We start from the raw sequence: 24,323 nt of genomic DNA on the forward strand, positions 1-24,323 counted from the left end.
GTTGAGCCCGCGGCTGATCGCCGAGCTGAGGAACGCCGTACCGCGCTGACCCGGGGCGGCGACGCCGCGGGCGTGAGGTGGTGCCGGCGGCTACTGTCGGGCGGGTGGCGGAACCCGACCTGACCCTGACCGCGAGCCTGCGGCCGGCCGCGCTGGACGCCCGGCGCGGCGTCGTCCGCCTGCACCCGGAGGTGCTGGCCGCGCTGGCGCTGCGCCCCGGCGACCCGGTCCGGCTCGCCGGCCGGCGGGTGACCGCCGGCATCGTCGCTCCGGCCGAGCCGACCGCGAGCACCGCCCTGCTCTACGCCGACGACCTGCTCCTGGGCAACCTGGGCCTTCGGGACGGCGGCCAGGTGACGGTGCGCCGGCTGCCGGTGATTCCGGCCCGGTCGGTGACCCTGGCCGGCCCGGTCGGGATCGTCGCCGCGGTCTCCCCGGAGATGCTCCGCCTCGCCCTGCTCGGCAAGGTGGTCACCGCCGGGGACGACGTCTCACTCCTGCCCCAGGACGTGCTGCCCGACGCCGCGGTCCGCGGCCTGGTCGAGGCCGCGCGGCGCAGCCTCGCCAACACCGTCGGGTACGCCTGGACCAGCACCCTGCTCACGGTGGTCGCGGCCGAGCCGGAGGCCGGCGCGCTGGTCACCATGGACACCGTGGTCGGCTGGGAGCACGGCCGGGCGACCCGGGGTTCCGGTCCGATCGGCCAGGACCCGAACGGCCGGCCGGCCCCGGCCGCGACCAGGGATGACGGCCAGGCCCGGGTCGACCGACCGGCGGAGGCCGGGGCCGAGCGGGCCTCGGCCGACCTGCCCGCGCCCGAGATCGTCGAGCCGCCGGCGGCACCGGACGTCGACGAGCTGCCCGGGCTGCGGGCCCAGGCCGAGCAGCTGACCGAGCTGCTCGACCTGGGCTTCCACCACCGGGAGGTGCTGGGCCGGCTCAACACCACCGTCTCGCTGGGCGTCCTGCTCACCGGACCGGCCGGCTCGGGCAAGTCCGCGCTGGTCCGCGCGGTCGCCGCCCGGGTACGCGCCCGGGTCCGCCCGCTGTGGGCGCCGGAGGTGGCCGCGCTGAGCAACGACGCGGCGGTCCGTCGGCTACGCGAGACGGCCGAGGCGGTACGCGCCGACGGACCCGCCGTCCTGCTGGTCACCGACGTGGAGGCACTGGCTCCCGCCGACGAGCCGGGCCCGGTGTCCACGATGTTCCGGCAGGTCGTCGCAGAGACGGTCCGGGCCGGGGTGGCCGTGGTCTGCACCACCGGCCGCCCCGAGGCGGTGGACCCCACCCTGCGCGCCCCGGACCTGCTCTCGCTGCGGATCACCGTCCCGCTGCCCGACCAGCCGCTGCGCCGGGAACAGCTGACCGTGCTCACCCGGCAGGTGCCGCTCGCCGAGGACGTCCGGCTGGACGAGGTGGCCGCCCGTACGCCGGGGTTCGTCGCCGCCGACCTGGCCGCGCTGGTCCGCGAGGCCGGCGTGCGGGCGGCGCTACGGCAGAAGGTGGCCGAGGCGCCGACGATGGCGATGGCCGACTTCACCGCCGCGCTGGAGGTGGTCCGGCCCACCACGATGGCCGCGTCCACCCTGGAGCTGGCCTCGGTGGCCCTCGACGACGTCGGGGGCCTGCACGAGGTCAAGGAGACGCTGACCGAGTCGGTGCTCTGGCCGCTGACCTACCCGGACACCTTCGCCCGGCTGGGCGTGACACCACCGCGCGGGGTGCTGCTCTACGGGCCGCCCGGGTGCGGCAAGACATATCTGGTCACCGCGCTGGCCGGGTCGGGGCGGGCGAACGTGCTGTCGGTGAAGGGCGCGGAGCTGCTGTCGAAGTGGGTGGGCGAGAGCGAACGCGCGGTCCGGGAGCTGTTCCGCCGGGCCCGCGAGGCGGCCCCCACGCTGGTCTTCCTGGACGAGGTGGACGCGCTCGCCCCGGTCCGCGGCCAGGCCACCGACGGGGGCACGACCGACCGGGTGGTCGCCGCCCTGCTCACCGAACTGGACGGGGTGGAGGCGCTGCGCAACGTGGTGGTGGTCGGTGCGACCAACCGGCCGGACCGGGTCGACCCGGCGCTGCTGCGCCCCGGCCCGCTGGAACGCCTGGTGTACGTGCCGCCGCCGGACGGTCCGGCCCGGGCGGAGATCCTCGGCGCGGCGTCCCGCAACGTCCCGCTGGCCGCCGACGTGGACCTGGCCACCCTCGGCGTGGAGCTGGACGGCTTCTCGGCGGCGGACTGCGCGGCCCTGGTCCGCGAGGCGGCCCTGGCGGCGATGCGCGAGTCGCTGACCGCCGCCACGGTCACCGCCGCCCACGTCGCAGCGGCCCGCACCCGGGTCCGGCCCTCCCTCGACCCCGCGCAGCTCGCCGCGCTCGAGGCCTACGCGAAGCGGCAGGCAGGCTGAGCGCCCGGCCGCTCGGCGCGGCGGTACCCGAGCCGGCCGCCATCGCCCTGCCGCTCGGCGTGTCGCGTCCGGTGCACGTGGTCAATCGGTGCGCGTAGTCAGTCGGTCGGCAGCAGGGGGCCGAGCGGGCCGAGGTCGAGGTTGAGATCCTCGGGGGCGAGGCCGAAGTACTCGCGGAGCTGGGACATCTGCTCCTCCAGGGCCATCAGCGTGGTGCCGATCCGTTCGACCTGCTCGTCGGTGAGGTCGCCCAGGTCGACCCGGCGCAGCGCCTGCCGTTCCATCAGCTGCCGCAGCAGCTCGATGACGGTGAGCACGAGGCTGGCCAGCCCCCGCTCGACGGAGTCCTGGTCCACCGCGAGCCGGCGATCCAGCGGCCGGACCCGGGGCGCCTGCCACTGCGATTCCCCCAGCGCCGCCGCCAGCTCCGCCGCCTCGTCGCGCCCGGTCACGGCTCGACCTCGCTGAGCTCCGGTGGGGCGAGCGCGCCGACCGAGGCGATCAGCGCGCGCAGCGAGATCCGGACCAGGTCGACGTCGGCGATGGCGAGTGTGATGTCCCCGGTGATCACCACGCCGGTGGCGAGCACCCGGTCAAGCAGGTCGACCAGGGCCACCGGCCGGTAGGTCAGCGGGTCGTCCGCGCTGCTCGGGACCACGGTGTTCACGCCCATGCCGACCTCCAGCATCGGACCGGGCGAGCCGCCGCCGTCACGCCGCCTCCCGCGAGGGCTGCGGCTCCGCCACGAATGAGTAGGGCGGCCAGGGGCCGGTCAGCTCCAGCCGGATCTCCGGGTGCCGGTCCGCCAGCGCACCGACCAGCGCGGAGAAGCCGTCCAGCCGGTCCCGGTCGATCAGGTACGCGCCGTTGAGCGCCATGGCCGTGGGCGAGCCGGAGAGCCGCCGGTCCTGCGGGGCGTGCCGGCGGGCGGCGACCGCGTACCCGGCGAGTGCGGTGTGCACGGCGGCCGCCGCGTCGGCGGCGATCCGCTGCCCCTCCTCCCGGGCGGTGAGCTGGGCCTTGCGCCGTCGCAGGTACGCCGCACCGGCCCCGCCCGCACCCGCGGGTTCCTCGGCGCGCGGCGCCGCCCCGGGTACGACGTACCCCTTGACGCCCCACTCCTCGCGGCCGGTGAGCCGGGCCAGCGTGCCGGTCAGCTCGTCGCGCCGCTCGACCATCGCCCGGGCCGTCCGGTCGTCGTCGCGATACACGGTGGCCAACCGGGCCGGCACCACCGCGCCGGCCCGGGACAACGCGTCGACCACGGCGTGATGGCTCCGGGCCGCCCGTTCCAGCCAGGCCAGGTCCTCCAGGTTGCGGCGCAGCGCCGCCTCGCCGTACTCGGCCAACGGGGCGTCGCTCACCACGGCGACCAGGCCGGCCGCCGGAACCGCCCGCACCGGAGTACCGGCGATCCCGGTGATCCCGGCCAGTGTGGCCGGGTCAGCCTCGGCCACCACGCCGTGCAGCCAGACGCCGGTGTCCAGCCCGGCGGCGGCCGGCGTGGGGTCAGTCCTCGTACTCATCCCGCTCCTCTCTCGCGGCCCGCGCCGACCGGCGGGCGACCCGCGGCCGGCGGGACGCCTCGACCTCCTCCGGGTCCCGCGGGCCCGGCTCGACCGGCGGGCGGGCCCGGGAGCTGAGCCACGGGTCGTGCTCCCACCAGTCGATGCCGATCTGCCGCGCGGTGTCCACGGAGGCGATGACCAGCCGCAGCTTGAGCGTCAGCAGCTCGATGTCGAGCAGGCTGACCCGGATGTCACCGGCGATGACGATGCCCCGGTCGAGAACCCGTTCGAGGATGTCCCCGAGGTTCGCCGGCTCGTGCCCGGCCGGCAGCACCTGGCCGGAGTTCTGCACCACGGACGGAGTCCGCCCAACGGTCATCTCAGTCCCCCTTGCCGCGCTGGTAGCGGCGCGTCCGCCGGTAGGCGAGCAGGCTGCCGGTCAGGTCCAGCTCGACCTCGTAGAGACCGAGCAGGTCGGTCGAGGCCGGAATGCGGTGGTCCTCGACCACCTCCACCCCGATCCGCCAGCCGTCGTCGGTGGGCTCGATCGAGGTGACCCCGAGCGGGTCCTTGCCGGTCAGCCCGACGATCTGGCGCAGCCCCTCCCGGGCCGCCTCGGCGGCCGAGATCTCCTCGTAGTCCTCCTCGTCGACGTACCGGCCGGCGTCGCGGTCGTCCGGTTCGCGCCGGCGTTCGCGGTCGCCGTCGCCACGGATTCGCCCTGGTGCCATGTCAACTCCCTCGCCCGCGGTGCTCGCCCCGTCGGCCGCCGGACCGCCGCCGGACCGGCGGCTGCCGCCGGCGGGTGGCGGTGCTGCGGGACGGGGCAGCGCTGGTGGAGCCGGTGGACCCGGTCAGCCGGTCCAGCACCCGCTGCTGGGCCTCGTCCCGCTGCTGCGGGCTGATCTCGCCGGCCGCTGCCGCACGGTCCAGCTCCTCCAGCTCGCGCCGGATGTTTACCGGGTTGTACTGCTGCGACTCCGCCTCGCGGGCGATCACCGTGACCACCGCGGTGAGCCCACGCACCGGAACGTACGGCAGGGTGAGCAGCCCCCAGAGGATGTCCACGTTCACTCCACCAACTGGTGCGCGCTGACGAAGTCGTACGGGGCGACCGGGCCGCGCAGGCGCATCCGGATCAGGCCCCGCCGTTGCTCGGCGAACTCCTCCACCGCCCGGACGAACTCCTCCTCGTCGTCGGTCCCGACCAGGAAGGCGACGTTCACCGCGTCCAGCTCGTGGCTGGGCGGGCGGGCGACGTCCGCCACGGCGTACCGCCCCACGGCGTCGATCAGTTCCCGGTTCTCCGCCTCCCGGTGCAGTTCCACGGCTTGGCTGATCATCTCGCCCAGCCGGATCCGGGGCTCCCGGCTCTCCGCCTCCGGCCGCCCGCGCACCTGATCGGCGAGCGCGGCGGCGGAGGCGTTTCCGGCCAGGAAGCCGCCGATGAACTCCTGCTCGTCGAAGCGCCCGTGCACCGTGTACTGGAGGTGGTCCTCCAACTCCGCCAGCGCGGCGGCGAACCGGTCGTGGTGCGCGTCCAGCAGCTCGTCGACCGCGTCCTCGCCGGTCACCACCGTGCCGAACCGGACCGGCAGCACCGGCGCGACCACCACCGTCCCGTCGAGCAGCGTCTCGTACGCCATGAGGTCGGCCGGCCGGCCCAGCGGCTCCTCCAGCCCGACCGCACTGACCAGCGCGGCGAGCTCGCCGTGTCGGATCGCGGTGACCTCACCCGGCGGGGAGCCCACCCCCTCCGCCTCGGGGGTCGGCTCCACATCGGAGGGCACGATGCCGTAGATGAACAGTCCCGTCTCCTGGGCCATCTCAGCTCTCCCTCTCCCGGCGGCGGGGCCGGTCCCACTCGGAGCCGCGGTCGCCGAGCGAGTCCACCACCACGCCGCTGATCTCCTTGGCCGCCCTGGTCAGTCCGGAGATCGCCTTGCCCTTGGTCGCCGCCCCGGCCGTGTCCCCCACCAGATCGGGCAGGCCCTTCTGGCCCTTCGGGGTGATGCTGAGCCGGTCGACCGCCTCGGCGAACCGCAGGTACGTCTCGACGCTGGCGATCACGATCCGGGCGTTGATCTCCAGGAGTTGGATGCCGACCACCGCGATCGACACCTGGGCGTCGATCACCACGCCCTTGTCCAGCACCGTCTCGACGACGTCGGCGAGGGTGCCGCCACCGCTGCCGGTGCGTTCCAGGGCGCTGCCGGGCTGGCTCGTTGTCGTGGCGATGGTCATTGGTCCCCCTCCTCCCGCCGGCGGCGGACCACCGGCCGTCGCGGTGACTCCGGAGCACGGCGGGCGGCCGGGCGAGGGCCCGGCCGGTCCGGGCGCTCCTCGCGGGGCTCGCGCTCCTCCCGCGACTGCGGGCGGCGAGCCCGTCCGGGCCGCCGGCGGCGGGGCTCCTCCTCCTCCGGCTCCTCGGCGTACTCGTCCTCGTCGTAGTCGTCGCCCTCGTCGTAGACGTCGTACTCCTCCTCCTCGGGGGAACGGCGACGCTGCGGCGGACGGCGGTGGCCGCGCTCGGCGGGCCGGCGCTCCGCCTGCTCCTCCTCGAGTTCCTCGGACTGCCGTTCGCCGGCCTCCTGCTCCTCGCGGAGCCCGGTCTCGTGGTCCTTCACCACCCGCGAGTCCTCGATCTCGCCGCGCCATCCCTCGACCGACTGGGGGTCGAGCACCGTACGGGTCATCACGTGCCGGACGAAGTGCTTCAGCTCCAGCCGCACCCGGCGCCCCTGGGCGCGCCAGAGGTTGCCGGTGTGCTCGAAGAGGCCCTGCGGGTGGTACTCCAGCACCACCAGGATCTTCGTCAGTTCGGGGCCGAGCTGGTGGAAGCTGACCGTGCCGTCGACCGCGCCCTTCTCACCCTTCGAGCGCCAGTGGATCAGGCGGTCCGGGACCTGCCGGACGATGGTCGACTCCCAGGTCCGGTGCGACCAGAAGACCTGGGCCTTCCAGGTCATCTTCTCGTCGGAGCCGGCCTCGGCCTGCTCGACCTTCTTCATGAAGCTCGGGAAGTCGCCGAACTGGGTCCACTGGTTGTACGCGACCCGGACCGGTACGCCGACCTCGATGGTCTCGACGATGTTGGTGACCTTCACCTTCCTGCCGCCGCCCTTGCCGCCGCCAGCGCCGAACGCCGACATCAACTTCTCCTTACCGCCGGCCAGGCCGGCATGGAAAATGGCCGCCATCGGGGAGTGGCCCTCGGCGAGTTTGTGCACGCCGGTGGCGGCGGCGATCAGACCGGGGCCGCCGCCCTGCTTGGCGTACTCGCTGAGTCGGCCGGTCGCGCCGGTGAGCCGCTCGGTGACCACCTGCACGGCCCGCTCCCCAATTGCGGCGGCCAGGTTGCGCAGCTCGCCGCCGATCTGGTCACGCGCCTTGTCGGCGAGGTTGCTGGTCGCCATGGTCACCGCCTCCGTCGCCGGCCGGCGGGCTCGGCCCGGTCCTCGTCGTCCCGTGCCGCGGGCTGCTCGTCCAGTTCCTGCTCCTCGTCGGGGGCCGAGCGCTCCGGCGCCGGCGGTTCCTCGCCCCGCTGGCCGGTGCCGGACCTGCGGCGCAGCGCGTCGGTGCTGCCGCGCAGCTTGCCGCTGAGCGCGTCGATACCGCTGCCGGCGGCGGCCGTCGCCGCGGCTCTGCCGGCGGTGGCGAGCGGGCCACCGAGCCTGGTCAGGTTGCTGAGCTGGGGGGAGGTGTTCAACAGGTCCGTGCCGTACTTCAGCAGGCCGCCAGGCTGCTGGCTGGCCCGGCCGACGGCCACCGCGGCGGCCAAGGTCAGCGCGGTACGCAACTTCCTGCGACGGCCGAGGAGGTAGCCGAAGCCCACCGCCAGCGCTACCCGTGCTCCACTCTTCATCAGTTCTCCTTCGCTCCCCGGCGGAACGAGGACACCCTCCTGCTCGGGGCAGGCCGGAAAACAGCTACCGGGGATCAGCGAAAATGGGCCTGCGACCGACGGGTGTCCCGTATTTGCGGACCCGGCGGGCAGTACCCCAGCCCCCAGTCACAAAACATTCCCGCGCATTTCCGCAAGGCGCGCCACAGCGGCAATCGGATGCGCGCCCCAGTCAGGGCGAGACCGCCGCAAACCGGTCAGACAGGCCGGTGCGAGCAGGGAGAAGGTGAAAGATTACGGAAGGAAGATAACGGGCTCAGCGGGCGGGCAGGACAGAATCCAAGCACATTTCTGCGTGCAGCTTCCCGTTTCGCTCGCGCAATTTCGCGCCGCATTTGGTCAGGACGGAAATCGCGCCCTGGTTGTCGGGAGTCGTCTCGGCGACGACGGTGTGCATGCCGGCCGCCGCAGCGGCGTTCAACAGCTCACGCAGGGCCGCCGCACCGAGCCCCCGGCCGCGCGCCGAGCGCCCCAGCCACATCCCGGTCTCCACGGTGCCCGGCTCCTCGCACCGGGTCATCCGCACCATGCCGACCACCTCGCCGCCGGCCACGATCGCGTACATCAGGGTGCGGGTGGGCCCGTGCAGGCCGCCGAAGCTGGCCCGGTGGAACTCGCGGAAGGCGTCCCGACGGGCCAGCGACCAGCCGGCCGGGGCCTGCACCGGGGGCATGACATCCTCCGGCTCCGCCTCGGCAGCCGCTACGGAGAGCAACGGCTCCAGGTTCTGCTCGTCCACCGGCTCCAGTCGTACCGTACCCGTCACGTGCCGCAGTCTGCCGGCCGTACCGGCCCAAGTCCACCCCTTTGGGTGCGGACTGCCGGTCCGGTGGAGTGGATCGGCCGGTCGTACCCCCTCGGTGTTCCACCTCACGCTCCGTTGTCACCCGACCGGACCTTCTTCCGTCGGCCGCTCCTTACCCGGCCGGTCGGAACTCGCAGAACACCGCCGAGGCGTCATCGGTCCGCTTGTGCCGGCGCAGCCGGTCCGGGTGGTCCCGCTCGGCGGCCCGGACCCGGCCGATCAACCCCTCCGGCCCCTCCGCCGCCGTCACGTCCAGCAGGCCGGCCCAGTCGAAGAGGCCGAACTGTTCGACCGCGCAGGACGCGCCGTCGCTGAGCAGCACCGCCCGCCGTAGCGCCCGCGGTCCGCGCAGCGGCAGCGTCCCGGTCACCGCGTGGTACGCCGCGTCCGGGTCGGCGGCGGCGGCCCAGTAGCCGTGGGTCCGGTTCAGCCGCGCCCGCTGCACGGTCACCGACCGACGGAACCGGGTCGCCGGATCGGCGTCGTCGCCGGGCAGTGTGGCGGCGGTGCGGCGCAGGTCCGCCATCGCCGCGTCCAGCCGGTCGTCGGAGACCACGCTGACCTGGCCGCCGGCGTCCAGCACCAGCGGGCTGTCGCAGAGCACCAGGTAGTCCACCTGGTCGCCGCCCTCCCGGAGCAGGCAGACGGTGGACGACGGGGTGCCCGGGTGGTCGAGGTCGCAGTCCCCGCCATGGTCGGCGCGGACCGCCAGGATCGCCGCCGCCAGACTGCTCATCAGCGTCGCCGCCGGCCGGGCCGCGACGGCCAGGCCGATCCGAGCGGCCAGGTGCCGGACGTACCAGGCCGGCCCGTGCACGCAGCCGGTGTCGAAGCCCTCCGGCACGGTGGCCCCGTCGAGGACTCCGACCAGCGGACCGAGCTGGAAGACCACGTCCTCGTTCACCAGCCGGCCGGGGGCCGGGTCGGAGGCGGAACGTACCCGCATCATCGGCGCCGTCCCGATCGGCCGTGCCGGCTGGCTCCCGGTCGCGTACCGGCGATCTGGTGCCCCCATCCGTCGACTCCCTCCGTCGCCCGCCCGCCTACCCGGACCGGCGGACGCCATGCCGAGGACGCGGCCGGCGGTGCATCCCGCAGCCCCCCGGTACGTCGCGCACCTCGCCGGGAGAACAGCGAGTGGGCACCCCCTGCGCGGCCCGTCGGCAGGCTGTGCACCTCCGCGACGTGGGCCGGTCAGCGCCGCCGGGTACGGGCCCGCGAAGAGCGCAACCGGCGCAGCCGCCCGATCAGCACCGGCTCGGCGGCCAGCGCGGCCGGGTGGTCGAGCAGCGCGTTGAGCAGCTGGTAGTACCGGGTGGCGGAGAGCCCGAAGGTGTCCCGGATGGCCTGTTCCTTGGCCCCGGCGTGCTTCCACCACTGCCGCTCGAAGGCGAGAATGCGCCGGTCCCGTTCGGTCAGCCCGTCCGCCGGTGCGGACCCGCCGTCCACCGACGGGCCGACCGTGGCCGGCCCGGCCTCGTCGGCCGGAGCGGCGGCGGGGTCGGGGTCGGCCTCCACGGCGGGAGCGGAGCGAGGCGGGGGAACGGTGACGCCGGTCTCCCGGCGCGCGACGTCGGCGTGCCCGGACGGCTCGGGCCGGTCGGTGGCGGCCGCGGAGGCGTCGGCGGGCATGGCGCTCCTCGGGAGGCGGACGACCGGCGCGGCGACCGCCGGCCGGGGGGACCCCAGCGTAACCAGGGCCCGCCCCGGCCGCATCGGACGCGGTGTCCGCGCCGCCGGCCGTCGGCCGGCGGCGCGGAGGGCGGTCAGGAGATGTCCCGCCGGCGCATCGTCCAGAACGCGGCGACCAGCACCGCCGTGGCGCCCAGGCCGAGCACCCACGCCGAGTTCTGCCAGGTGACCACCATCTCGCCCGGATTGCACGCACCCTGGGCGAACTCGCACGTCCGGTAGTCGAAGAGGGTCAGCTTCTTGTTGAACCACGCCTGGGCGTACGTGGAGAGGACGTACCGGTCGCCGAACGGGACCGCGAGCACGCGGACCGCGATGCGGATGCCGATCTCGCTGATCGCGAAGACCGCCACGGCCGCGCCGAGCGCCATCGCGGTGTGCCGGCCGAGCGAGGCGAGCGCGAAGGCGACCGCGCCGACCACCAGGATGAGCCCGACCGCCCGCAGGCCGTCCAGTCCGACCGACTGCCAGACCCCGGCGGTCACCTTGGCGGTGGTCCCCCGGTAGGTGCCGGTCAGCCAGAAGGCCAGCGTCCAGAGGGCGCCGAGCACGACGCTCACCCCGAGCACCGTGGTGAGCATCGCGGCCAGCTTGGTGCCCAGCACGGCGAGCCGTTTCGGCCGCCACAGCAGCAGGTTCATCATCCCGCCGGTGCTCCACTCGGCACCGACGAAGGAGGCCCCGACGATGAACGCGAAGAGCGCCACCGCGCCGGCGAACACCATGATGAACGTGGAGAATTCGTTCCGAAAGTCGAACTGGTACGGCAGGTTCCACTTCGGGTCGAACATCTCCGGCTGCGGCATCCACTCCCGGCCGCAGTCCGGCCCGTACCGTTCCTCGAGGTTCTGATCCCCGCGGGCCTTGGCGGCGTCACACTCGGTTACGGTCCGCTTCCAGTCCTCCACCGCCTGGCGGTACTGGGCGTCGGACGTCGCCTGGGCCGCCGCCACGACCTCCTTGGACAGTTTGTGGCTGGAGAGGCTGAACGCCGTGGCGATGCCGGCCAGGCCGAGCACCAGCAGGACCAGCAGGAGCCGGGTGAGCCGGCGCTTGGCCAGCCGGCGCAGTTCGGTGACGTACAGGCTCACGCGCCCCAACCTCCTCCGGTGTTGCCGCTGCCCGGCTCACCGACCTTCGTGGACTGGTCGACCTGCCGGTGCTGGCCGGGAACGGGCGCGGTGGCGGTCAGTTCGAGGAAGACGCTCTCCAGGTCGACCGCAACCGGCGCCAGCTCGCTGACGTACAGGCCCTGCTCGGCGAGGAGGCGGCTGACGGTCGCCGGCTTGTCGACGCCGCCGAGCATCAGGTGGTCCGGTTCCGTGGTGGTGACCCGGATCCCGGCCCGGGTCAGCGCCTCGGCGGCCTGTGGCAGGTCGGTGACCGCCTCCAGCCGGACCCGCACGGCACCCTGCGAGTGCGCGGCGAGCACCTGCTCGACCGGGCCGAACGCGACCCGCCGGCCGAGCGAGATGATGGTGACCGAGTCGCAGATGAGCTGGATCTCGCCGAGGATGTGACTGGAGAGCACCACGGTCATGCCGGCGGCGGCGAGGTCCCGCATCAGGGTGCGCATCTCCCGGATGCCGCCCGGGTCGAGGCCGTTCGCGGGCTCGTCCAGGATCAGCAGCTGCGGGTTCTTCAGCAGCGCGGAGGCGACCGCGAGCCGCTGCTTCATGCCGAGCGAGTAGGTCTTCACCCGCTCCCCGGCGCGGTCGCGGAGCCCGACCAGCTCCAGCACCTCGTCCACCCGCTGCCGAGGCAGCTCGCCGGCTTGGGCGAGCAGCCCGAGCGTGTCGCGCGCGGAGAAGTGCGGGAAGAACTGTGGGCTCTCCACGATGGCCCCGACCTGGCCGGCAACCGTCGGCAACGCCTGCGGCAGCTCGTGGCCGAGGATGGCCATCCGGCCGCCATTGGGACGGATGAGGCCGAGCAGCGTGCGCAGCGTGGTGGTCTTGCCCGAGCCGTTCGGGCCGAGGAAACCGTGCACCTGCCCGGCCTCGACCCGCATGTCAAACCCGTCGAGCGCGTGGCGTGTCCCGCGCTTGCGACTCTGGTACGTCTTGCGGAGACCCTCGATCTCCAGGACAGCCGTCAAGCTGACCTCCCCCGATGAGTAAGGTGACAGCGACACCATACGCGGTATGCAGCCGAAGGCAATACGGGGTATGCATCGGGGCGTGTCGAGGATTCGCCGTCAGGCGCAGATGACGTGCACGCCGGCGTCCCGGAACGCCTGCACCACCGCGGGCGACGCGCCGGAGTCGGTCACCAGGGTCTCCACCCGGTCCACGGGGCAGATCCGGGCGAAGGCGTGACCGCCCAACTTGGACGAGTCCGCGATCACCACCACCCGCTTGGCCCGGGCCACCATCAGGCTGTTCATCGCCGCCTCGCCCTCGTGGTGGGCGGCGGCGCCGAGCTGCGGGTCGATCGCGTCCACACCGAGCAGCGCGACGTCCAGGGTCACCTCGCGCAGCAGCGCCCCGCCCAGCGGGCCGACCAGCTCGAACGACTTGGGCCGGACCACGCCGCCGGCCACCACCACCTTCATCCGCGAGCGCACCAGCAGCTCGTTGGCGATGTTCAGGGCGTTGGTGACCACGGTGAGCTGGGCACCCTCGGCGCTGGTGTTGAGGTCCGGCCGGACGGCCAGCGCCCGGGCCACCTCGGTGCTGGTGGTGCCGCCGTTCAGGCCGACCACCGTGCCCGGGGAGACCAGCGCGGCGGCGGCGGTGCCGATCCGCTGCTTCTCGGCAGAGTGCTTGGCAGTCTTGTAGCGCAGCGGCAGGTCGTACGAGACGCCGTTGGCGACCGCCCCGCCCCGGGTACGCGTGATCATCTGCTGCTGGGCGAGCTGGTCGAAGTCCCGCCGGATGGTGGCCTGGGAGACGTCCAGCCGCTCGGCTGCGTCCTCGACACTGACCCGACCGCTGTCGGTCAACATCTCGAGCAGCGCGTTCCATCGGGCGTACCGGTCCACCGCGGGAACCTCCACTGACTCTGCACGAACGATGATTGATTGCGTGCACAGTAGTGCGCGAAACTAGGAAGGCGCAAAACCCTGACCTGCGCGATCTGGGGGCCGGTTGCCACGACCGCCCGGACTCACGCAGAATGACGCGCGAAAGACGGTCATAACGAGCCGTATTGCGCACGGTCTCCCCTTCGAGGAGTTGTCATGGCGTACGTGCACGCGGAGATCGCGAGCCAGCCCGACTGCTGGCGGAAGGCGGCGCAGCTCGCCCCGACCGTCGCCGACCGCCTGCCGCTCCCCGGCGAGCGGGTCGCCGTCGTCGGTTGCGGCACGTCGTGGTTCATGGCCATGGCGTACGCCGGGCTGCGCGAGCGCGCCGGCCAGGGCGAGACCGACGCCTTCCAGGCCAGCGAGTTCCCCGCCGGCCGCCGCTACGACCGGGTCATCGCGATCACCCGCTCCGGCACCACCACCGAGATGCTGGACCTGCTCGGCGGGCTGCGCGGCCAGCTCCCGGCGACGGTCCTGGTCGGCGACCCCGTCTCCCCGGCCGTCGAGCTGGCCGACGCCGCAGTGACCATGCCCTTCGCCGACGAACGCTCCGTCGTGCAGACCCGCTTCGCCACCACCGCGCTCGCCCTGCTCCGCGCTCACCTCGGCGACGACCTGGGCCGGCTGGCCGCCGACGCCGAGGTGGCCGTCCGCGCTCCGCTGCCGATCGACCCGGCCGGCATCGAGCAGGTCACCTTCCTCGGTCGCGGCTGGACGGTCGGGCTCGCCCAGGAGGCCGCGCTGAAGTGCCGGGAGGCGGCCACCTTCTGGGCCGAGGCGTACCCGGCGATGGACTACCGGCACGGCCCCATCTCGGTCGCCGCCCCGGGCCGGCTGGTCTGGGCGTTCGGCGGGATCCCGGACGGCCTGCCCGAGGACGTGGCCGCCACCGGCGCCGCCTTCGTGCACAGCCGTACCCACGGTTGCCGCACGGTGCTGACCAGCTGGGCGGCCGGCCGCACCCCGGTGGACCCGATGGCCGACCTGATCCTCGCCCAGCGCTTCGCCGTCGCGCTGGCCACCAGCCGCGGCCTCGACCCGGACGCCCCCCGGCACCTGACCCGCTCCGTGGTGCTCGCGTGACGCCAGGCGGCGAGGTCGTCGTCGCACTGGACGTGGGCGGCACCGGGATGAAGTGCGCCCTGGTCCGCCCGGACGGCACCACCGTGCACGCCGAACGGCACGCCACGGAGGCGACGCGCGGCCCGGACGCGGTGGTCGGCACCGTCCTCGACGTCGCCGAGGCGCTGGCCGGCAAGGCGCGCGCCGAAGGGCTCACCCCGGTGGCCTGCGGGATCGCCGTACCGGGCGTGGTCGACGAGGCCCGCGGAGTGGCGGTCTGGTCGGCGAACGTGGGCTTCCGGGGCGTACCGCTGCGGGAGCTGGCGCGGACGCGGCTCGGCCTGCCCACGGCGCTCGGCCACGACGTGCGGGTGGGCGGCCTGGCGGAGGCCCGGCTGGGCGCCGGCCGCGACGCCGGCCACGTGCTCTTCGTCGCGATCGGCACCGGCATCGCCGCCGCCCACGTGGTCGGCGGGTCGGCCGCCGCCGGCGCGCACGGCGCCGCCGGCGAGATCGGCCACATCCTGGTACGCCCCGACGGCCCGCGCTGCGGCTGCGGCCGCCCCGGCTGCCTGGAGGCGGTGGCCTCGGCCGCCGCGATCGGCCGCCGGTACGCCGAGCTGTCCGGTGCCCCGGCCACGGCCGCCGAGGTCGCGGACCGGGCGGCGGCCGGCGAGCCGTTGGCCGGCCGGGTCTGGCGGGAGGCCGTCGAGGCGCTCGCCGACGGGCTGGCCACCGCCCAGGCGCTCTACGACGTCGCGATGATCGTGGTCGGCGGCGGGCTGGCCCAGGCCGGCCCGCGGCTGCTCGACCCGCTGCGCGCGGCGCTGCGGGAACGGCTGACCTTCCACCGGGAGCCGCGCCTGGTGGCGGCGGCCCTCGGCGACGAGGCCGGCTGCCTGGGCGCCGCCCTGCTCGCCCTGGACGCCCGACCCTGACGCTGTGGAGGAGAGCTGATGACCCTGCGGGTGAGCGGCAAGGTGGTGACCCCGGCCGGCGTGATCCGGCAGGGCTGTGTGGAAATCAGGGCTGACCGGATCAGTGGCGTCGCCGAGTACCCGTCGGTGCGCGACGGGCACTGGATCGTGCCGGGTTTCGTGGACATGCACACCCACGGCGGCGGTGGGCACACGTTCACCACCGGTGACCCCGGGTCGGCCCGCGAGGCGGCCGCGTTCCACCTGCGCCACGGCACCACCACCCTGCTGGCCAGCCTGGTCAGCTCCCCGCACGAGCTGATGCGAAGGGCCACCGCCGCGTACCGGCCGCTGGTCGAATCCGGTGTGCTGGCCGGCATCCACTTCGAAGGGCCGTACCTGTCGGCGGACCGCTGCGGCGCACAGAATCCGGAGTTCCTCCGCGATCCGTCCACCGACGAACTGGCCGAGCTGATCGAGCTGGGCGGCGGCGCGATCCGGATGGTCACCCTGGCCCCCGAGCGGGACGGCGCGCTGGAGGCGATCAAGCTGCTCGTGTCGCACGGCGTGGTGGCGGCGGTCGGGCACACGGACGCCACCTGGGCGCAGACCCGGGCCGCCGTGGCGGCCGGCGCGAGCGTCGGCACCCACCTGTTCAACGGGATGCGCCCGGTGCACCATCGGGAACCCGGTCCGGTGGTGGCCCTGCTCGACGCGCCGAACGTGGTCTGCGAGCTGGTGGCCGACGGGGTGCACCTGCACGACGGCATGCTGAGCTTCGCCGCCTCGGTGGCCGGCCCGGAGCGGGCCGCCCTGATCACCGACGCGATGGCCGCCGCCGGCATGCCCGACGGCGAGTACGAGCTGGGTGGCCAGGCTGTCACGGTGGCCGACGGGGTGGCCCGGCTGAGCCGGGACGGCGCTATCGCCGGCAGCACCCTGACCATGGATGCCGCCCTGCGGCACGCCGTCGCGGCGGGGGTCGCGCTGCCGGACGCCTGCCGCATGGTCGCCACCACCCCGGCCCGGGCGATCGGCCTCGGCGCCCAGGTCGGGGCGCTTCAGGCCGGGCTCCGGGCCGACATGGTCGTCCTCGACGACGACCTCAACGTGGTCCGGGTGATGCGCGCCGGCGCCTGGGTGGACTGACGCCGGCCTCGGCCCTGTGTGGCCGCCGGCCCTGCCCGCTGCGGCCAGATGTGCTCCGCCGGAGCCTACGAACTTGATGACGTGAATGAATCAACCTGGAAATGGCCGTCGCGGCAGACCCGCGCCCAGCGGGCCGTTCGGGGCCGCACAGCCTGAATCACTTACGACATCAAGTTCGTAGGCAATGAGCAACCACCTGGCACCGCAGGCGCCCGCACTGCTGACGGCGCCGCGCCGGCCGCCGCCAGGAGGCCGCGGCAGGGCGGCCGTCAGCCGGCGGCGGGGACCTCGACGCCGAGCACGGCCTGCTCGTCCGGGCGGTGCACCAGCACGTCCGACAGGTACGACTGCACGGCGTGGCGCATCCCGACGTCCCGGCCGGCCTGCTCGGAGAGCAGCCACTTGTGCTCGATGATCTGCGCGAAGAGCTCCTGCGGTTCCAGCTTGCTGCGCAGGTGCGCCGGGACCGCCCGGACCACCGGCTCGAACACCTCGGTGAGCCAGCGGTGCGCCGCCTGCTGCTCGTCGGTCAGGTCGCTCTCCACCCGGTACGCGTCCAGGTCGTTGAGGAGCCTGCGGGCCTGGTTCTCCTCGGCGTCCAAGCCGGTGAGGCGAATCAGCCGACGGGTGTGGTAACCGGCGTCGACCACCTTGGGCCGAACCAGGTAGCGCCCGTTGTCGGCGGTGGACATGGCCACCTCGGCGACGTCGTAGCCCAGCTCGTTGAGGCGGCGGATCCGCCCCTCGATGTCGTGCCGGGCCTCCCGCTCGACCTGCTGCTCGTAGGTGATCTCGTGCCAGAGCCGCTCGTACCGCTGCACGACCTCCTCGCAGACCACCTCCGGGTCGATCGCCTCGTGCAGCAGCCCGGCGGCCTGCAGGTCCAGCGCCTCGCCGAAGATGTTGACCCGGGCGATCTCCAGGTCCTCGCCGCGCTGGCCGTTGGAGAGCGAGCGGTGCAGTGCCCCGGTCTCGGCGTCCACCAGGTACGCGGCGAAGGCGCCGGCGTCCCGGCGGAACAGGGTGTTGGACAGCGAGCAGTCGCCCCAGAAGAAGCCGGTCAGATGCATCCGGACCAGCAGCACCGCCAGCGCGTCGAGCAGCCGGTTCATGGTCTCCGGCCGCAGCGTCCGGGAGAAGAGCGCCCGGTACGGCAGCGAGAACTGGAGGTGCCGGGTGATCAACACCGGGTCCAGCGGCTCACCGTCGTCGGTCTGCCGGTCGGCCACGATCGCGATCGCCTCGACCGAGGGGAAGTCGATCCGCTCCAGGGCCCGGAGCAGGTCGTACTCCCGTTCGGCGACCCGCTCGCCGGTCTCCTTCACCGCGTAGACGTAGTCGCCCAGGCGGACGAAGCGCACGATGTGCCGCGAGATGCCCTGCGGCAACGCGACCAGATGCTGGGCCGGCCACTCCTCCAGCGGGGTCGACCAGGGGAGGTCCAGCAGCGCCGGGTCGACGAGGGCCGAGGTGATCCGCACGGGGACCAGTCTGACGGCTGCACCCGCCGGAGCGCTTCCCATCGTGGGCCGACACACAGCCGCCGATGCCCGCGCCGGCCCGGCGCTGCCGGCGGCCGGTAGCGTGGTCGCGTGCGGGAGACCACGGAGGTACGCGAGAGGCTGCGGCTCCGGCCCGTCCGGCCGGCCGGCTGGTGGTTCGACGGGCTGCTGCTCGCCGCCCTGGTGGGCCTGACCGCGGCGCTCGCCACCGGTCACCTCTTCGGGGTGGACCGGGCGGTCGCCGACTGGGCCGCGGACCACCGTCCGACCGCCGCCCGATGGATCGCGATGATCCTCAACTACCTGGGTCAGGGCACCCCGCTGACCCTCCTCGCGGCCGGGCTGGGCGTGCTGGTGGCGGTCCGGCTCCGCTCGGTCCGCCCGGTGCTGCCACCAGTGGCCGGGTTCGTGCTGACGTACCTGACCATCGGGCCGTTGAAGGTGTGGACCGCGCGGCCGGCGCCCAGCGCCAGCGTCAGGGAACCGTTCCTGCCGCCCGACCAGACGTTGCCGCTGTTCCAGCACGAACTGCCGGTGGCCTTCGCCCAGTCGTACCCGTCGGGGCACGTGGCCAACGCGATCGTCTGGTACGGCGTGCTCGCCCTGCTCCTGGCCCCGCTGCTGCGCACGTTCGGTCGGGCGGTGCCACCCCGGTTGATCTCCGTGGTCCGGGTGATACCGCCGGTGATCGTGCTCTGCACCACGACGTACCTCGGCTGGCACTGGCTGACCGACTCGGTCGCCGGGCTGCTGCTCGGCCTGCTGCTGGACCGCCTGCTGCACCGGGCGCCCTGGGACGACGTGCCGTTGCCCGCCGCGCTACGCAGGTGGGACCGTCCGTTCATCTCGGCCCCCTAACCGCGCCTGGCCCCGCTCACTCCTCCGGCTGCCTCGGCATCGGCATCCCGGTGGGCTCGGGCGGGGGTGCGGGCGTGGTCTCCCGGAGCAGGGCGGTCAGGCCGGCCCGCCGGGCCACCACGGTCAGCCGGTCCCCCGCCTGGATCACCATCCGCCTGTCGACGGACCAGTCGGTCTGCCCGGCTCGGGTGTGCGCGAGCAGGCGTACCTCGCCGGGCCGAGCCACCGCGGCGAGCGGACGGCCGTCCAGCGGCGAGCCGGCCACCACCGGCACCTCGGTGACCAGCAGCGCGTGCCGGCCGACCGGGATGGTGGCGATCACCGCGCGGTCCAGCAGCGCCGCCGCGAACGCGGGCGCGGCCAGGTACGACACGCTGCGGGAGATACCGATGCCGAACGCCTGCTGGATCCGCTCGGCGAAGTCGCCGTCGAACAGCCGCAGCACCACCCGCAGGTCGGGGTCGAGGCTGCGGGCGTTCAGCGCGGCACGCAGGTTGGCGCCGTCGTCCGTGGAAACCACCACCAGTGCCTGGCAGGTGTCGAGGGAGGCGGCCCGCAGCGTCTCCTCGAGGCCGGCGTCCCCGACGATCAGCGGTACGCCGAGCCGGTGCGCGAGCGGAGTACCGCGGGCGTCGGGGTTTCGGTCGATCGCGACCACCTCGACCCCGAAGTCGTGCAGCTGGGCCATCACCCGGGTGCCGATGTTGCCCAGCCCGACCACCACCACGTGGCCGGAGCGGTCGGGTTGGATCCGGCCGTGGTGCAGGGCGAGCCGGGCGTTGACGATGCCGTCGACCACGGCCGCCGTGATCAGCGGGATCAGCGCCAGCCCGGCCAGGGTGAGCACCACCTGCATGATCTGGGCGGCGGCCCCCTTGTCGAGGTCGGGGTCCTGCCCGCTCAACGAGGTGACCAGGGTGAGGTAGAGGGCGTCGGACCAGCCCACGTGCGCGGCGCCGGAGTTCAGCCAGCCGAGGACGGCGATCATCGCGAGCAGCACCAGCACCGCCACGCCGATCTTGCGGGTGGCGAAAGTGCGGATCGCGCGGAGCAGCACCACCACGGGCTGCCGGCGCCGCCGGGCCCGGACCAGCCGGCGGGCGGCCAGCTCGGTGCCGGCCAGTTGGCCGGTCGCCTCGGCCAGCACCACGTCGGCCGTCTCCTCGTCGGCGGGCAGCACCCGGACCAGGTCCGGGTCGGTGGTGACGGCCAGGCCGCAGAGCACGTCCCGTGGAGGTACGTCGGCGCGGCGGGCCGCGTAGAGGGTGCGCCCGTCGTGCCGGAAGTGGGTGGGGGCCAGCTCGCCGAGCGCGGCGGCGACGAACGCCGGGGCGGCGATCGAGGCGTCGGAGAGCATCGCCGAGTCGGGGAAGAGCTGCCGTAGGCCGTTGGCCAGGCTGGTGTTGAACATGCGTACCACCAGGCGCAGCCGGGGCTCGACTGCCTGGGCGCAGAGCGCGGCGTGCATGTTGCCCACGTCGTCCTGGTGCAGCAGGGCCAGCCCGTCCGCGCCGGCCAGCCCGGCCCGGCGGAAGGCGGCCTCGTCGAGCCGGTCTGTGAGGACCACCTGGACCCCGTCGAGGTCGCGGCCGTCCGGCCCGTCGCCCCGGGGTCGCCCGGGCACGATCAGGGTGACCCGGATCCGCCCGGTGGGCGACTCGGTGGCGAGCAGCGCCCGGACCACCCAGTACGCCAGCGGGTCGGAGCCGCAGACCACGTAGTGGGGACGGTCGCCGTTCATCCGGAGCCGCCAGCCGGTGGCGCGACGCGCGCGGTCACGCAGGGGCTCGGCCATGTCCGGATGGTAGTCATCCGCTCGCAGTGCGCGCAGCCCCGATGATCGTGAACGCATGGTGGACGCGGGTACGGGTAGAGCACCGCCGTGCAGACGTTCCTCCCGTACCCGGACTTCCTGACGAGCGCCCGGGCGTTGGACCAGAGGCGACTTGGCAAGCAGCGGGTGGAGACCATCCAGGTGCTGCGCGGGTTGACCCGGCCGGACTACGGCTGGCGGAACCACCCGGCGGTGAAGATGTGGGCCGGGTACGAGGAGGCGCTGACCCGGTACGGGCTGGACATGTGCGCCGTGTGGTGCGAGCCGGGCCGCGCGGACACCTGTGCAGCCACGATGACCGTCGATCTCGCGTCCGCCTGCGGCATTGCCACCGTGCGGACTCAGGCGGAGCTGGCCGGGGCCGGCGAGCTGCCGCCCTGGCTGGGCCGGGAGGATCTGCATCGCAGCCACCGGTCGTCGCTGCTGCGCAAGGACCCGGCGCACTACGGGCCGCAGTTCCGTGACGTCCCGCTCGACCTGGCGTACGTCTGGCCCGCCTCGGACCGCCCCCGCCGCTGCCTGGTCTGAGGGGAGCATCCACGTGGTGGCGCTGTCACGAGTGGCCGGTCGGCTCATCGGCGTACGACAGCACGTGGTGGATCCGGGCGGTGGTGGCGCCCCGCGCGTGCCGCGCCTGGTGCGGGCGGTGGTGGTCGGCGGCGGCATCGCCGGCGTGTCGGCGGCGGTGGTGCTGGCCGAACGCGGGGTGGACGTGACCGTGCTGGAGGCGGCGCCCACCCTGGGCGGCCGGCTCGGCGCCTGGCCGGAGGAGCTGCCGGACGGCACGCAGCGCAACGAGCGCGGCTTCCACGCCTTCTTCCGGCAGTACTACAACTGGCGGGCGATCCTGCGGCGGGTCGACCCCGCCCTGGGCTTCCTCAAGCCGGTCCCCGGCTATCCGGTGCTGTCCGCCCGGTGGCCCGCCGAGGAGTTCGGCCGGCTGCCGCCCGCGCCGCCGGCCAACCTGCTCGCCCTGCTGCTGCGCAGCCCGAGCGTTCGCCTGGCCGACCTGCGCGCGATGGACCGGGACGCCGCGCTGCCGCTGCTCGCCTACCACCCGGTGCGGACCTACGCCGAGTTCGACGGGCGGACCGCCGACGACCTGCTCACCTCGCTCCGGCTGCCGGACCGGGCACGGGCGATGCTCTTCGAGGTCTTCGCCCACTCGTTCTTCAACCACGAGGCGGAGATGTCGGCCGCCGAGTTGATCGCCCAGTTCCACTTCTATCTGCTCGGCAACCCGGAGGGGCTGGCCTTCGACTGCCCGGATCAGGACTACGCGACGGCGATCTGGGAGCCGTTGGCCCGGCACCTGTGCCGGCACGGTGGCCGGGTGCATACCGGCACGACTGCGGCCCGGCTGGACCGGATCCCGGACGGCTGGCGGGTGACCACCGCCGACGGTGCGGGCCACGAGGCCGGGCACGTGGTGCTCGCCGTCGACCCGCCCGCGCTCGCCCGGCTGGTCACCGCCTCGCCCGGCCTGGTCGCGGCCGCCCCCTGGCTGGTGGCGCGGATGCCCGCGTTCGGCCGGCCCGGCCCGCCGTACGCGGTGGCGCGCTACTGGATGGACGGCGACGTCCACCCGGACCGGGCGGCGTTCAGCGGGGTCTCCCGGCAGGCGACTCTGGACTCGGTCACCCTCTACCACCGGCTGGAGGACGAGCCGCGCCGCTGGGCGCGGCGCACCGGCGGCTCGGTGGTCGAGCTGCACGCGTACGCCTGCGAGCCGGATGTGCCGGCGGAGGAGCTGGGTGAGCGGATGCGGGTCGAGCTGACCGCGCTCTGGCCGGAGGCAGCCCATCTGCGGGTCCGCGAACTGCGCGCCCGGGTGGAGGCGAAGGCGGCGGCGTTCGCTCCGGGCAGCCACGCCGGGCGTCCGGGGGTGTGCACCGACGCCAGCGGCCTCTACCTGGCCGGCGACGGGATCCGGACGGACTTCCCGAGCGCGCTGATGGAACGGGCGGCGGCGACCGGGATCATCGCCGCGAACCACATCCTGCGAACGGCGGGCGCGGCGGCCGAACCGGTCCTCTCGGTCCGGCCCCGCGGCCTACTGGGCCGCTAGGAAATCGAAATGCGTTGCCCGCCTCTCCGGTGCGCATCTACCGTGATCGCGCAAGGTCAACCACCGCTCCGGGAGCCGTCGATGTCGCTGCCGCACCGCGTCACCATGCCGTCGTGGCTGCTCAGCGCCGGTTGCCGAGCCGAAGGTCCCCGTGCCGGGTGGCCCGACTGACGCGTACGCCCGTACGCGCCGCAGCCGCCCCGTCGCCACCGACCGGGCGGCTTTTTGCTGCCCACCACCGATCGTGAAGGGAGAGCCCGGTGGATGCCGTCCTCGTCGTCAACGCCGACCTCGGCCCGCTGCACCGGGTCACCGTCCAGCACGCGATCCGGATGCTCTGCCGGCGGGTCGCCGAGATCCATGAGGCCGAGCCGGACCAGGTGATCGGGATCTTCCCGGTCCCGCGGGTGGTCCGCCTCGTCCGGTACGTCGTCACCCGCTGGCGGTTCAGCGCCGGTCCGGCTTGGTCCCGGCACGGGGTGCTGCGCCGCGACCGCTGGCGCTGCGCCTACTGCGACGCCCCGGCCAGCACCATCGACCACATCCTGCCCCGCTCGCGCGGCGGCCGGAACACCTGGAAGAACACCACCGCCGCCTGCTACGAGTGCAACCAGCGCAAGGGCGACCTGACACCGGCCGAGGCGGGCATGCCGCTGCGGCGCGAGCCTGTGTCGCCGAGTTGGGCCTCGCTCGCCGCGCGGTGACGGGCCGGCCGGCGGGCACAGGGGGCCGCGTCGGAGGTACGCCTCCGGCGCGGCGTCCGCCGGTCCCGGAACGGAGCGGGGGTGCGGGTACGGTCCGCACCCCCGCCTCGTCAGGGTGGCGGTCAGGGACGGCCGGGCGGCGTCCAGCCGAAGCGCGGCGGCCGGCGCTCGTTGACCGCCGCCACCCCCTCGCGGGCCTCGCCGCTGGCCCGGACCTGCCCGTGCCACCAGGCGATCCGCGCGTCGTCGGCGCGCCCGTCGATGATCTCCTTGGCCGCCGCGACGGTGAGTCGGGAGCGCGTGGCGACGGTGGTGATGACCGCCGCCACCCGGGCGGCCAGCGCGTCGGCCGGCAGCACCTCGTCGACCAGGCCGATCCGCAGCGCCCGCTCGGCGTCGACCAGCTCGCTGGTGAACAGCAGGTGCTTGGCGGCGGACGGACCGACCAGGCGGGCCAGCCGCCGGGTGGTCGGCGCGGGATAGACCAGCCCCAACCGCGCCGGGGGCACGCCGAACCGGGCGTCCGCCGCGGCGAACCGCAGGTCACAGGCGACGGCGAGCTGGCACCCCCCGCCGACGCAGGCACCCTCGATCGCGGCAACGGTGGGCTTCGCGAAGGCCGCCAGCCGCTCCTCGGCGGCGACCGCGATGCTGCCGTCACCGGCCTCCAGCAGCTCGTCCAGGTCGCCGAGGTCGGCGCCGGCGCAGAACGTGCCGCCGGTGCCGGTGAGCACCAGCGCGTGCACCGCCGGGTCCGCCTCCAGGCCGTCGAGCAGCACCGGGAGCTGCCGCCACATGGTCGGGGTCATCGCATTGCGGCGGGCCGGGTTCCGGATCACCACGGTCGCCACCGCCCCGGTCACCGTGACGGTCAGCTCCGCGTCCGACAT

At 74.2% G+C, this 24,323-nt stretch carries 25 protein-coding genes and 2 pseudogenes; 8 read left to right on the forward strand and 19 right to left on the reverse strand.

All coding sequences use genetic code 11. The features are described from left to right. Positions 1-104 precede the first annotated feature (104 nt). Positions 105-2,402, forward strand: a complete 2,298-nt coding sequence (locus ACNAVT_RS23480) for an AAA family ATPase (protein ID WP_416299314.1) — start codon at positions 105-107, stop codon at positions 2,400-2,402. A gap of 98 nt (positions 2,403-2,500) precedes the next feature. On the opposite strand, the gene ACNAVT_RS23485 is transcribed toward ACNAVT_RS23480, so the two are convergent. The 16 genes and pseudogenes from ACNAVT_RS23485 to ACNAVT_RS23560 form a co-directional block, all read right to left on the reverse strand. Then, positions 2,501-2,854 (reverse strand): gas vesicle protein K, encoded by a 354-nt coding sequence (locus ACNAVT_RS23485; RefSeq protein WP_416299315.1) that lies wholly within the window; start codon positions 2,852-2,854, stop codon positions 2,501-2,503. Then, positions 2,851-3,075 carry a gas vesicle protein gene (locus ACNAVT_RS23490; RefSeq protein WP_416299316.1) on the reverse strand — a complete coding sequence of 75 codons (225 nt, stop codon included), beginning with the start codon at positions 3,073-3,075 and terminating at the stop codon, positions 2,851-2,853. The genes ACNAVT_RS23485 and ACNAVT_RS23490 overlap by 4 nt, the downstream gene beginning before the upstream one ends. A 37-nt stretch (positions 3,076-3,112) precedes the next feature. After that, positions 3,113-3,928 carry a GvpL/GvpF family gas vesicle protein gene (locus ACNAVT_RS23495; protein ID WP_416299317.1) on the reverse strand — a complete coding sequence of 272 codons (816 nt, stop codon included), beginning with the start codon at positions 3,926-3,928 and terminating at the stop codon, positions 3,113-3,115. 160 nt (positions 3,929-4,088) lie between these two features. Further along, a pseudogene (gene gvpJ / locus ACNAVT_RS23500) lies at positions 4,089-4,289 on the reverse strand (gas vesicle protein GvpJ); the annotation flags it as partial. 1 nt (position 4,290) lies between these two features. Next, positions 4,291-4,641, reverse strand: a complete 351-nt coding sequence (locus tag ACNAVT_RS23505; protein ID WP_416299318.1) for a gas vesicle protein — start codon at positions 4,639-4,641, stop codon at positions 4,291-4,293. 1 nt (position 4,642) lies between these two features. After that, positions 4,643-4,978 carry a gas vesicle protein GvpG gene (locus ACNAVT_RS23510; RefSeq protein WP_416299319.1) on the reverse strand — a complete coding sequence of 112 codons (336 nt, stop codon included), beginning with the start codon at positions 4,976-4,978 and terminating at the stop codon, positions 4,643-4,645. Positions 4,979-4,980: 2 nt separating this feature from the next. Continuing rightward, the gene (locus ACNAVT_RS23515) at positions 4,981-5,736 is read right to left on the reverse strand and encodes a GvpL/GvpF family gas vesicle protein (protein ID WP_416299320.1); all 756 of its coding nucleotides are present in this window, start codon (positions 5,734-5,736) and stop codon (positions 4,981-4,983) included. Between the two features lie 199 nt (positions 5,737-5,935). Next, positions 5,936-6,154: pseudogene (gene gvpJ / locus ACNAVT_RS23520) on the reverse strand (gas vesicle protein GvpJ); the annotation flags it as partial. Next, positions 6,151-7,326: an SRPBCC family protein gene (locus ACNAVT_RS23525; protein WP_416299321.1), complete on the reverse strand. Its 1,176-nt coding sequence runs from the start codon at positions 7,324-7,326 to the stop codon at positions 6,151-6,153. The pseudogene gvpJ (ACNAVT_RS23520) and the gene ACNAVT_RS23525, both read right to left, overlap by 4 nt. 2 nt (positions 7,327-7,328) lie before the next feature. Beyond that, on the reverse strand, positions 7,329-7,775 hold the full coding sequence (locus tag ACNAVT_RS23530; RefSeq protein WP_416299322.1) for a hypothetical protein: 447 nt from the start codon (positions 7,773-7,775) through the stop codon (positions 7,329-7,331). 295 nt (positions 7,776-8,070) lie between these two features. Then, a complete protein-coding gene (locus ACNAVT_RS23535; protein WP_416299323.1) occupies positions 8,071-8,580 on the reverse strand; it encodes a GNAT family N-acetyltransferase in 510 nt (169 codons plus the stop codon). A 151-nt stretch (positions 8,581-8,731) separates the two neighbouring features. Then, complete coding sequence (locus ACNAVT_RS23540) at positions 8,732-9,634, reverse strand: hypothetical protein (protein WP_416299324.1); 903 nt, start codon at positions 9,632-9,634, stop codon at positions 8,732-8,734. A 179-nt stretch (positions 9,635-9,813) separates the two neighbouring features. Then, complete coding sequence (locus tag ACNAVT_RS23545; RefSeq protein WP_416299325.1) at positions 9,814-10,251, reverse strand: DUF3263 domain-containing protein; 438 nt, start codon at positions 10,249-10,251, stop codon at positions 9,814-9,816. Between the two features lie 134 nt (positions 10,252-10,385). Beyond that, a complete protein-coding gene (locus ACNAVT_RS23550) occupies positions 10,386-11,402 on the reverse strand; it encodes an ABC transporter permease subunit (protein ID WP_416299326.1) in 1,017 nt (338 codons plus the stop codon). Then, positions 11,399-12,409, reverse strand: a complete 1,011-nt coding sequence (locus tag ACNAVT_RS23555; protein WP_416299327.1) for an ATP-binding cassette domain-containing protein — start codon at positions 12,407-12,409, stop codon at positions 11,399-11,401. The genes ACNAVT_RS23550 and ACNAVT_RS23555 overlap by 4 nt, the downstream gene beginning before the upstream one ends. A gap of 99 nt (positions 12,410-12,508) precedes the next feature. Then, entirely contained in the window at positions 12,509-13,294 is a 786-nt protein-coding gene (locus ACNAVT_RS23560) for a DeoR/GlpR family DNA-binding transcription regulator (protein WP_416299328.1), read from the reverse strand. Between the two features lie 198 nt (positions 13,295-13,492). On the opposite strand from ACNAVT_RS23560, the gene ACNAVT_RS23565 reads away from it, so the two are divergent. Genes ACNAVT_RS23565 through nagA form a run of 3 tightly spaced genes read left to right on the forward strand, consistent with a single transcriptional unit; the run spans position 13,493 to position 16,467 of the window. Beyond that, positions 13,493-14,422 carry an SIS domain-containing protein gene (locus ACNAVT_RS23565; RefSeq protein WP_416299329.1) on the forward strand — a complete coding sequence of 310 codons (930 nt, stop codon included), beginning with the start codon at positions 13,493-13,495 and terminating at the stop codon, positions 14,420-14,422. After that, the gene (locus ACNAVT_RS23570; protein ID WP_416299330.1) at positions 14,419-15,339 is read left to right on the forward strand and encodes an ROK family protein; all 921 of its coding nucleotides are present in this window, start codon (positions 14,419-14,421) and stop codon (positions 15,337-15,339) included. The genes ACNAVT_RS23565 and ACNAVT_RS23570 overlap by 4 nt, the downstream gene beginning before the upstream one ends. Positions 15,340-15,357: 18 nt before the next feature. Beyond that, positions 15,358-16,467 carry an N-acetylglucosamine-6-phosphate deacetylase gene (nagA, locus tag ACNAVT_RS23575; RefSeq protein ID WP_416299331.1) on the forward strand — a complete coding sequence of 370 codons (1,110 nt, stop codon included), beginning with the start codon at positions 15,358-15,360 and terminating at the stop codon, positions 16,465-16,467. A gap of 269 nt (positions 16,468-16,736) precedes the next feature. Here the strand turns inward: nagA and ACNAVT_RS23580 are convergent, their stop codons facing one another. Then, complete coding sequence (locus tag ACNAVT_RS23580) at positions 16,737-17,948, reverse strand: DUF4032 domain-containing protein (RefSeq protein ID WP_416299332.1); 1,212 nt, start codon at positions 17,946-17,948, stop codon at positions 16,737-16,739. 141 nt (positions 17,949-18,089) lie between these two features. Between ACNAVT_RS23580 and ACNAVT_RS23585 the strand changes: the two genes are divergently transcribed. After that, positions 18,090-18,827, forward strand: coding sequence for a phosphatase PAP2 family protein (locus ACNAVT_RS23585; protein ID WP_416299397.1), 738 nt, complete (start codon positions 18,090-18,092; stop codon positions 18,825-18,827). Between the two features lie 16 nt (positions 18,828-18,843). On the opposite strand, the gene ACNAVT_RS23590 is transcribed toward ACNAVT_RS23585, so the two are convergent. Beyond that, positions 18,844-20,622 carry an NAD-binding protein gene (locus tag ACNAVT_RS23590; protein WP_416299333.1) on the reverse strand — a complete coding sequence of 593 codons (1,779 nt, stop codon included), beginning with the start codon at positions 20,620-20,622 and terminating at the stop codon, positions 18,844-18,846. A gap of 87 nt (positions 20,623-20,709) precedes the next feature. Between ACNAVT_RS23590 and ACNAVT_RS23595 the strand changes: the two genes are divergently transcribed. The 3 genes from ACNAVT_RS23595 to ACNAVT_RS23605 all read left to right on the forward strand — a co-directional run bounded on the left by ACNAVT_RS23595 (position 20,710) and on the right by ACNAVT_RS23605 (position 23,433). Next, entirely contained in the window at positions 20,710-21,189 is a 480-nt protein-coding gene (locus ACNAVT_RS23595; protein WP_416299334.1) for an MSMEG_6728 family protein, read from the forward strand. Between the two features lie 16 nt (positions 21,190-21,205). Beyond that, positions 21,206-22,729 (forward strand): FAD-dependent oxidoreductase, encoded by a 1,524-nt coding sequence (locus ACNAVT_RS23600; protein ID WP_416299335.1) that lies wholly within the window; start codon positions 21,206-21,208, stop codon positions 22,727-22,729. Positions 22,730-22,989: 260 nt separating this feature from the next. After that, the gene (locus tag ACNAVT_RS23605; protein WP_416299336.1) at positions 22,990-23,433 is read left to right on the forward strand and encodes an HNH endonuclease; all 444 of its coding nucleotides are present in this window, start codon (positions 22,990-22,992) and stop codon (positions 23,431-23,433) included. A 122-nt stretch (positions 23,434-23,555) separates the two neighbouring features. On the opposite strand, the gene ACNAVT_RS23610 is transcribed toward ACNAVT_RS23605, so the two are convergent. Beyond that, the gene (locus ACNAVT_RS23610) at positions 23,556-24,323 is read right to left on the reverse strand and encodes an enoyl-CoA hydratase/isomerase family protein (RefSeq protein WP_416299337.1); all 768 of its coding nucleotides are present in this window, start codon (positions 24,321-24,323) and stop codon (positions 23,556-23,558) included.

The organism is Micromonospora sp. SL4-19 (assembly GCF_047921475.1).
Lineage (GTDB): Bacteria > Actinomycetota > Actinomycetes > Mycobacteriales > Micromonosporaceae > Micromonospora.

Bases quoted from the DNA above. Each gene is read 5' to 3' on its own strand.
- ACNAVT_RS23540 (WP_416299324.1), bottom strand. From the start codon at position 9,634: ATGGGGGCACCAGATCGCCGGTACGCGACCGGGAGCCAGCCGGCACGG.
- ACNAVT_RS23490 (WP_416299316.1), bottom strand. From the start codon at position 3,075: ATGGGCGTGAACACCGTGGTCCCGAGCAGCGCGGACGACCCGCTGACC.
- ACNAVT_RS23610 (WP_416299337.1), bottom strand. From the start codon at position 24,323: ATGTCGGACGCGGAGCTGACCGTCACGGTGACCGGGGCGGTGGCGACC.
- ACNAVT_RS23545 (WP_416299325.1), bottom strand. From the start codon at position 10,251: ATGCCCGCCGACGCCTCCGCGGCCGCCACCGACCGGCCCGAGCCGTCC.
- ACNAVT_RS23515 (WP_416299320.1), bottom strand. From the start codon at position 5,736: ATGGCCCAGGAGACGGGACTGTTCATCTACGGCATCGTGCCCTCCGAT.
- ACNAVT_RS23505 (WP_416299318.1), bottom strand. From the start codon at position 4,641: ATGGCACCAGGGCGAATCCGTGGCGACGGCGACCGCGAACGCCGGCGC.
- ACNAVT_RS23525 (WP_416299321.1), bottom strand. From the start codon at position 7,326: ATGGCGACCAGCAACCTCGCCGACAAGGCGCGTGACCAGATCGGCGGC.
- ACNAVT_RS23495 (WP_416299317.1), bottom strand. From the start codon at position 3,928: ATGAGTACGAGGACTGACCCCACGCCGGCCGCCGCCGGGCTGGACACC.
- nagA (WP_416299331.1), top strand. From the start codon at position 15,358: ATGACCCTGCGGGTGAGCGGCAAGGTGGTGACCCCGGCCGGCGTGATC.
- ACNAVT_RS23530 (WP_416299322.1), bottom strand. From the start codon at position 7,775: ATGAAGAGTGGAGCACGGGTAGCGCTGGCGGTGGGCTTCGGCTACCTC.
- ACNAVT_RS23565 (WP_416299329.1), top strand. From the start codon at position 13,493: ATGGCGTACGTGCACGCGGAGATCGCGAGCCAGCCCGACTGCTGGCGG.
- ACNAVT_RS23590 (WP_416299333.1), bottom strand. From the start codon at position 20,622: ATGGCCGAGCCCCTGCGTGACCGCGCGCGTCGCGCCACCGGCTGGCGG.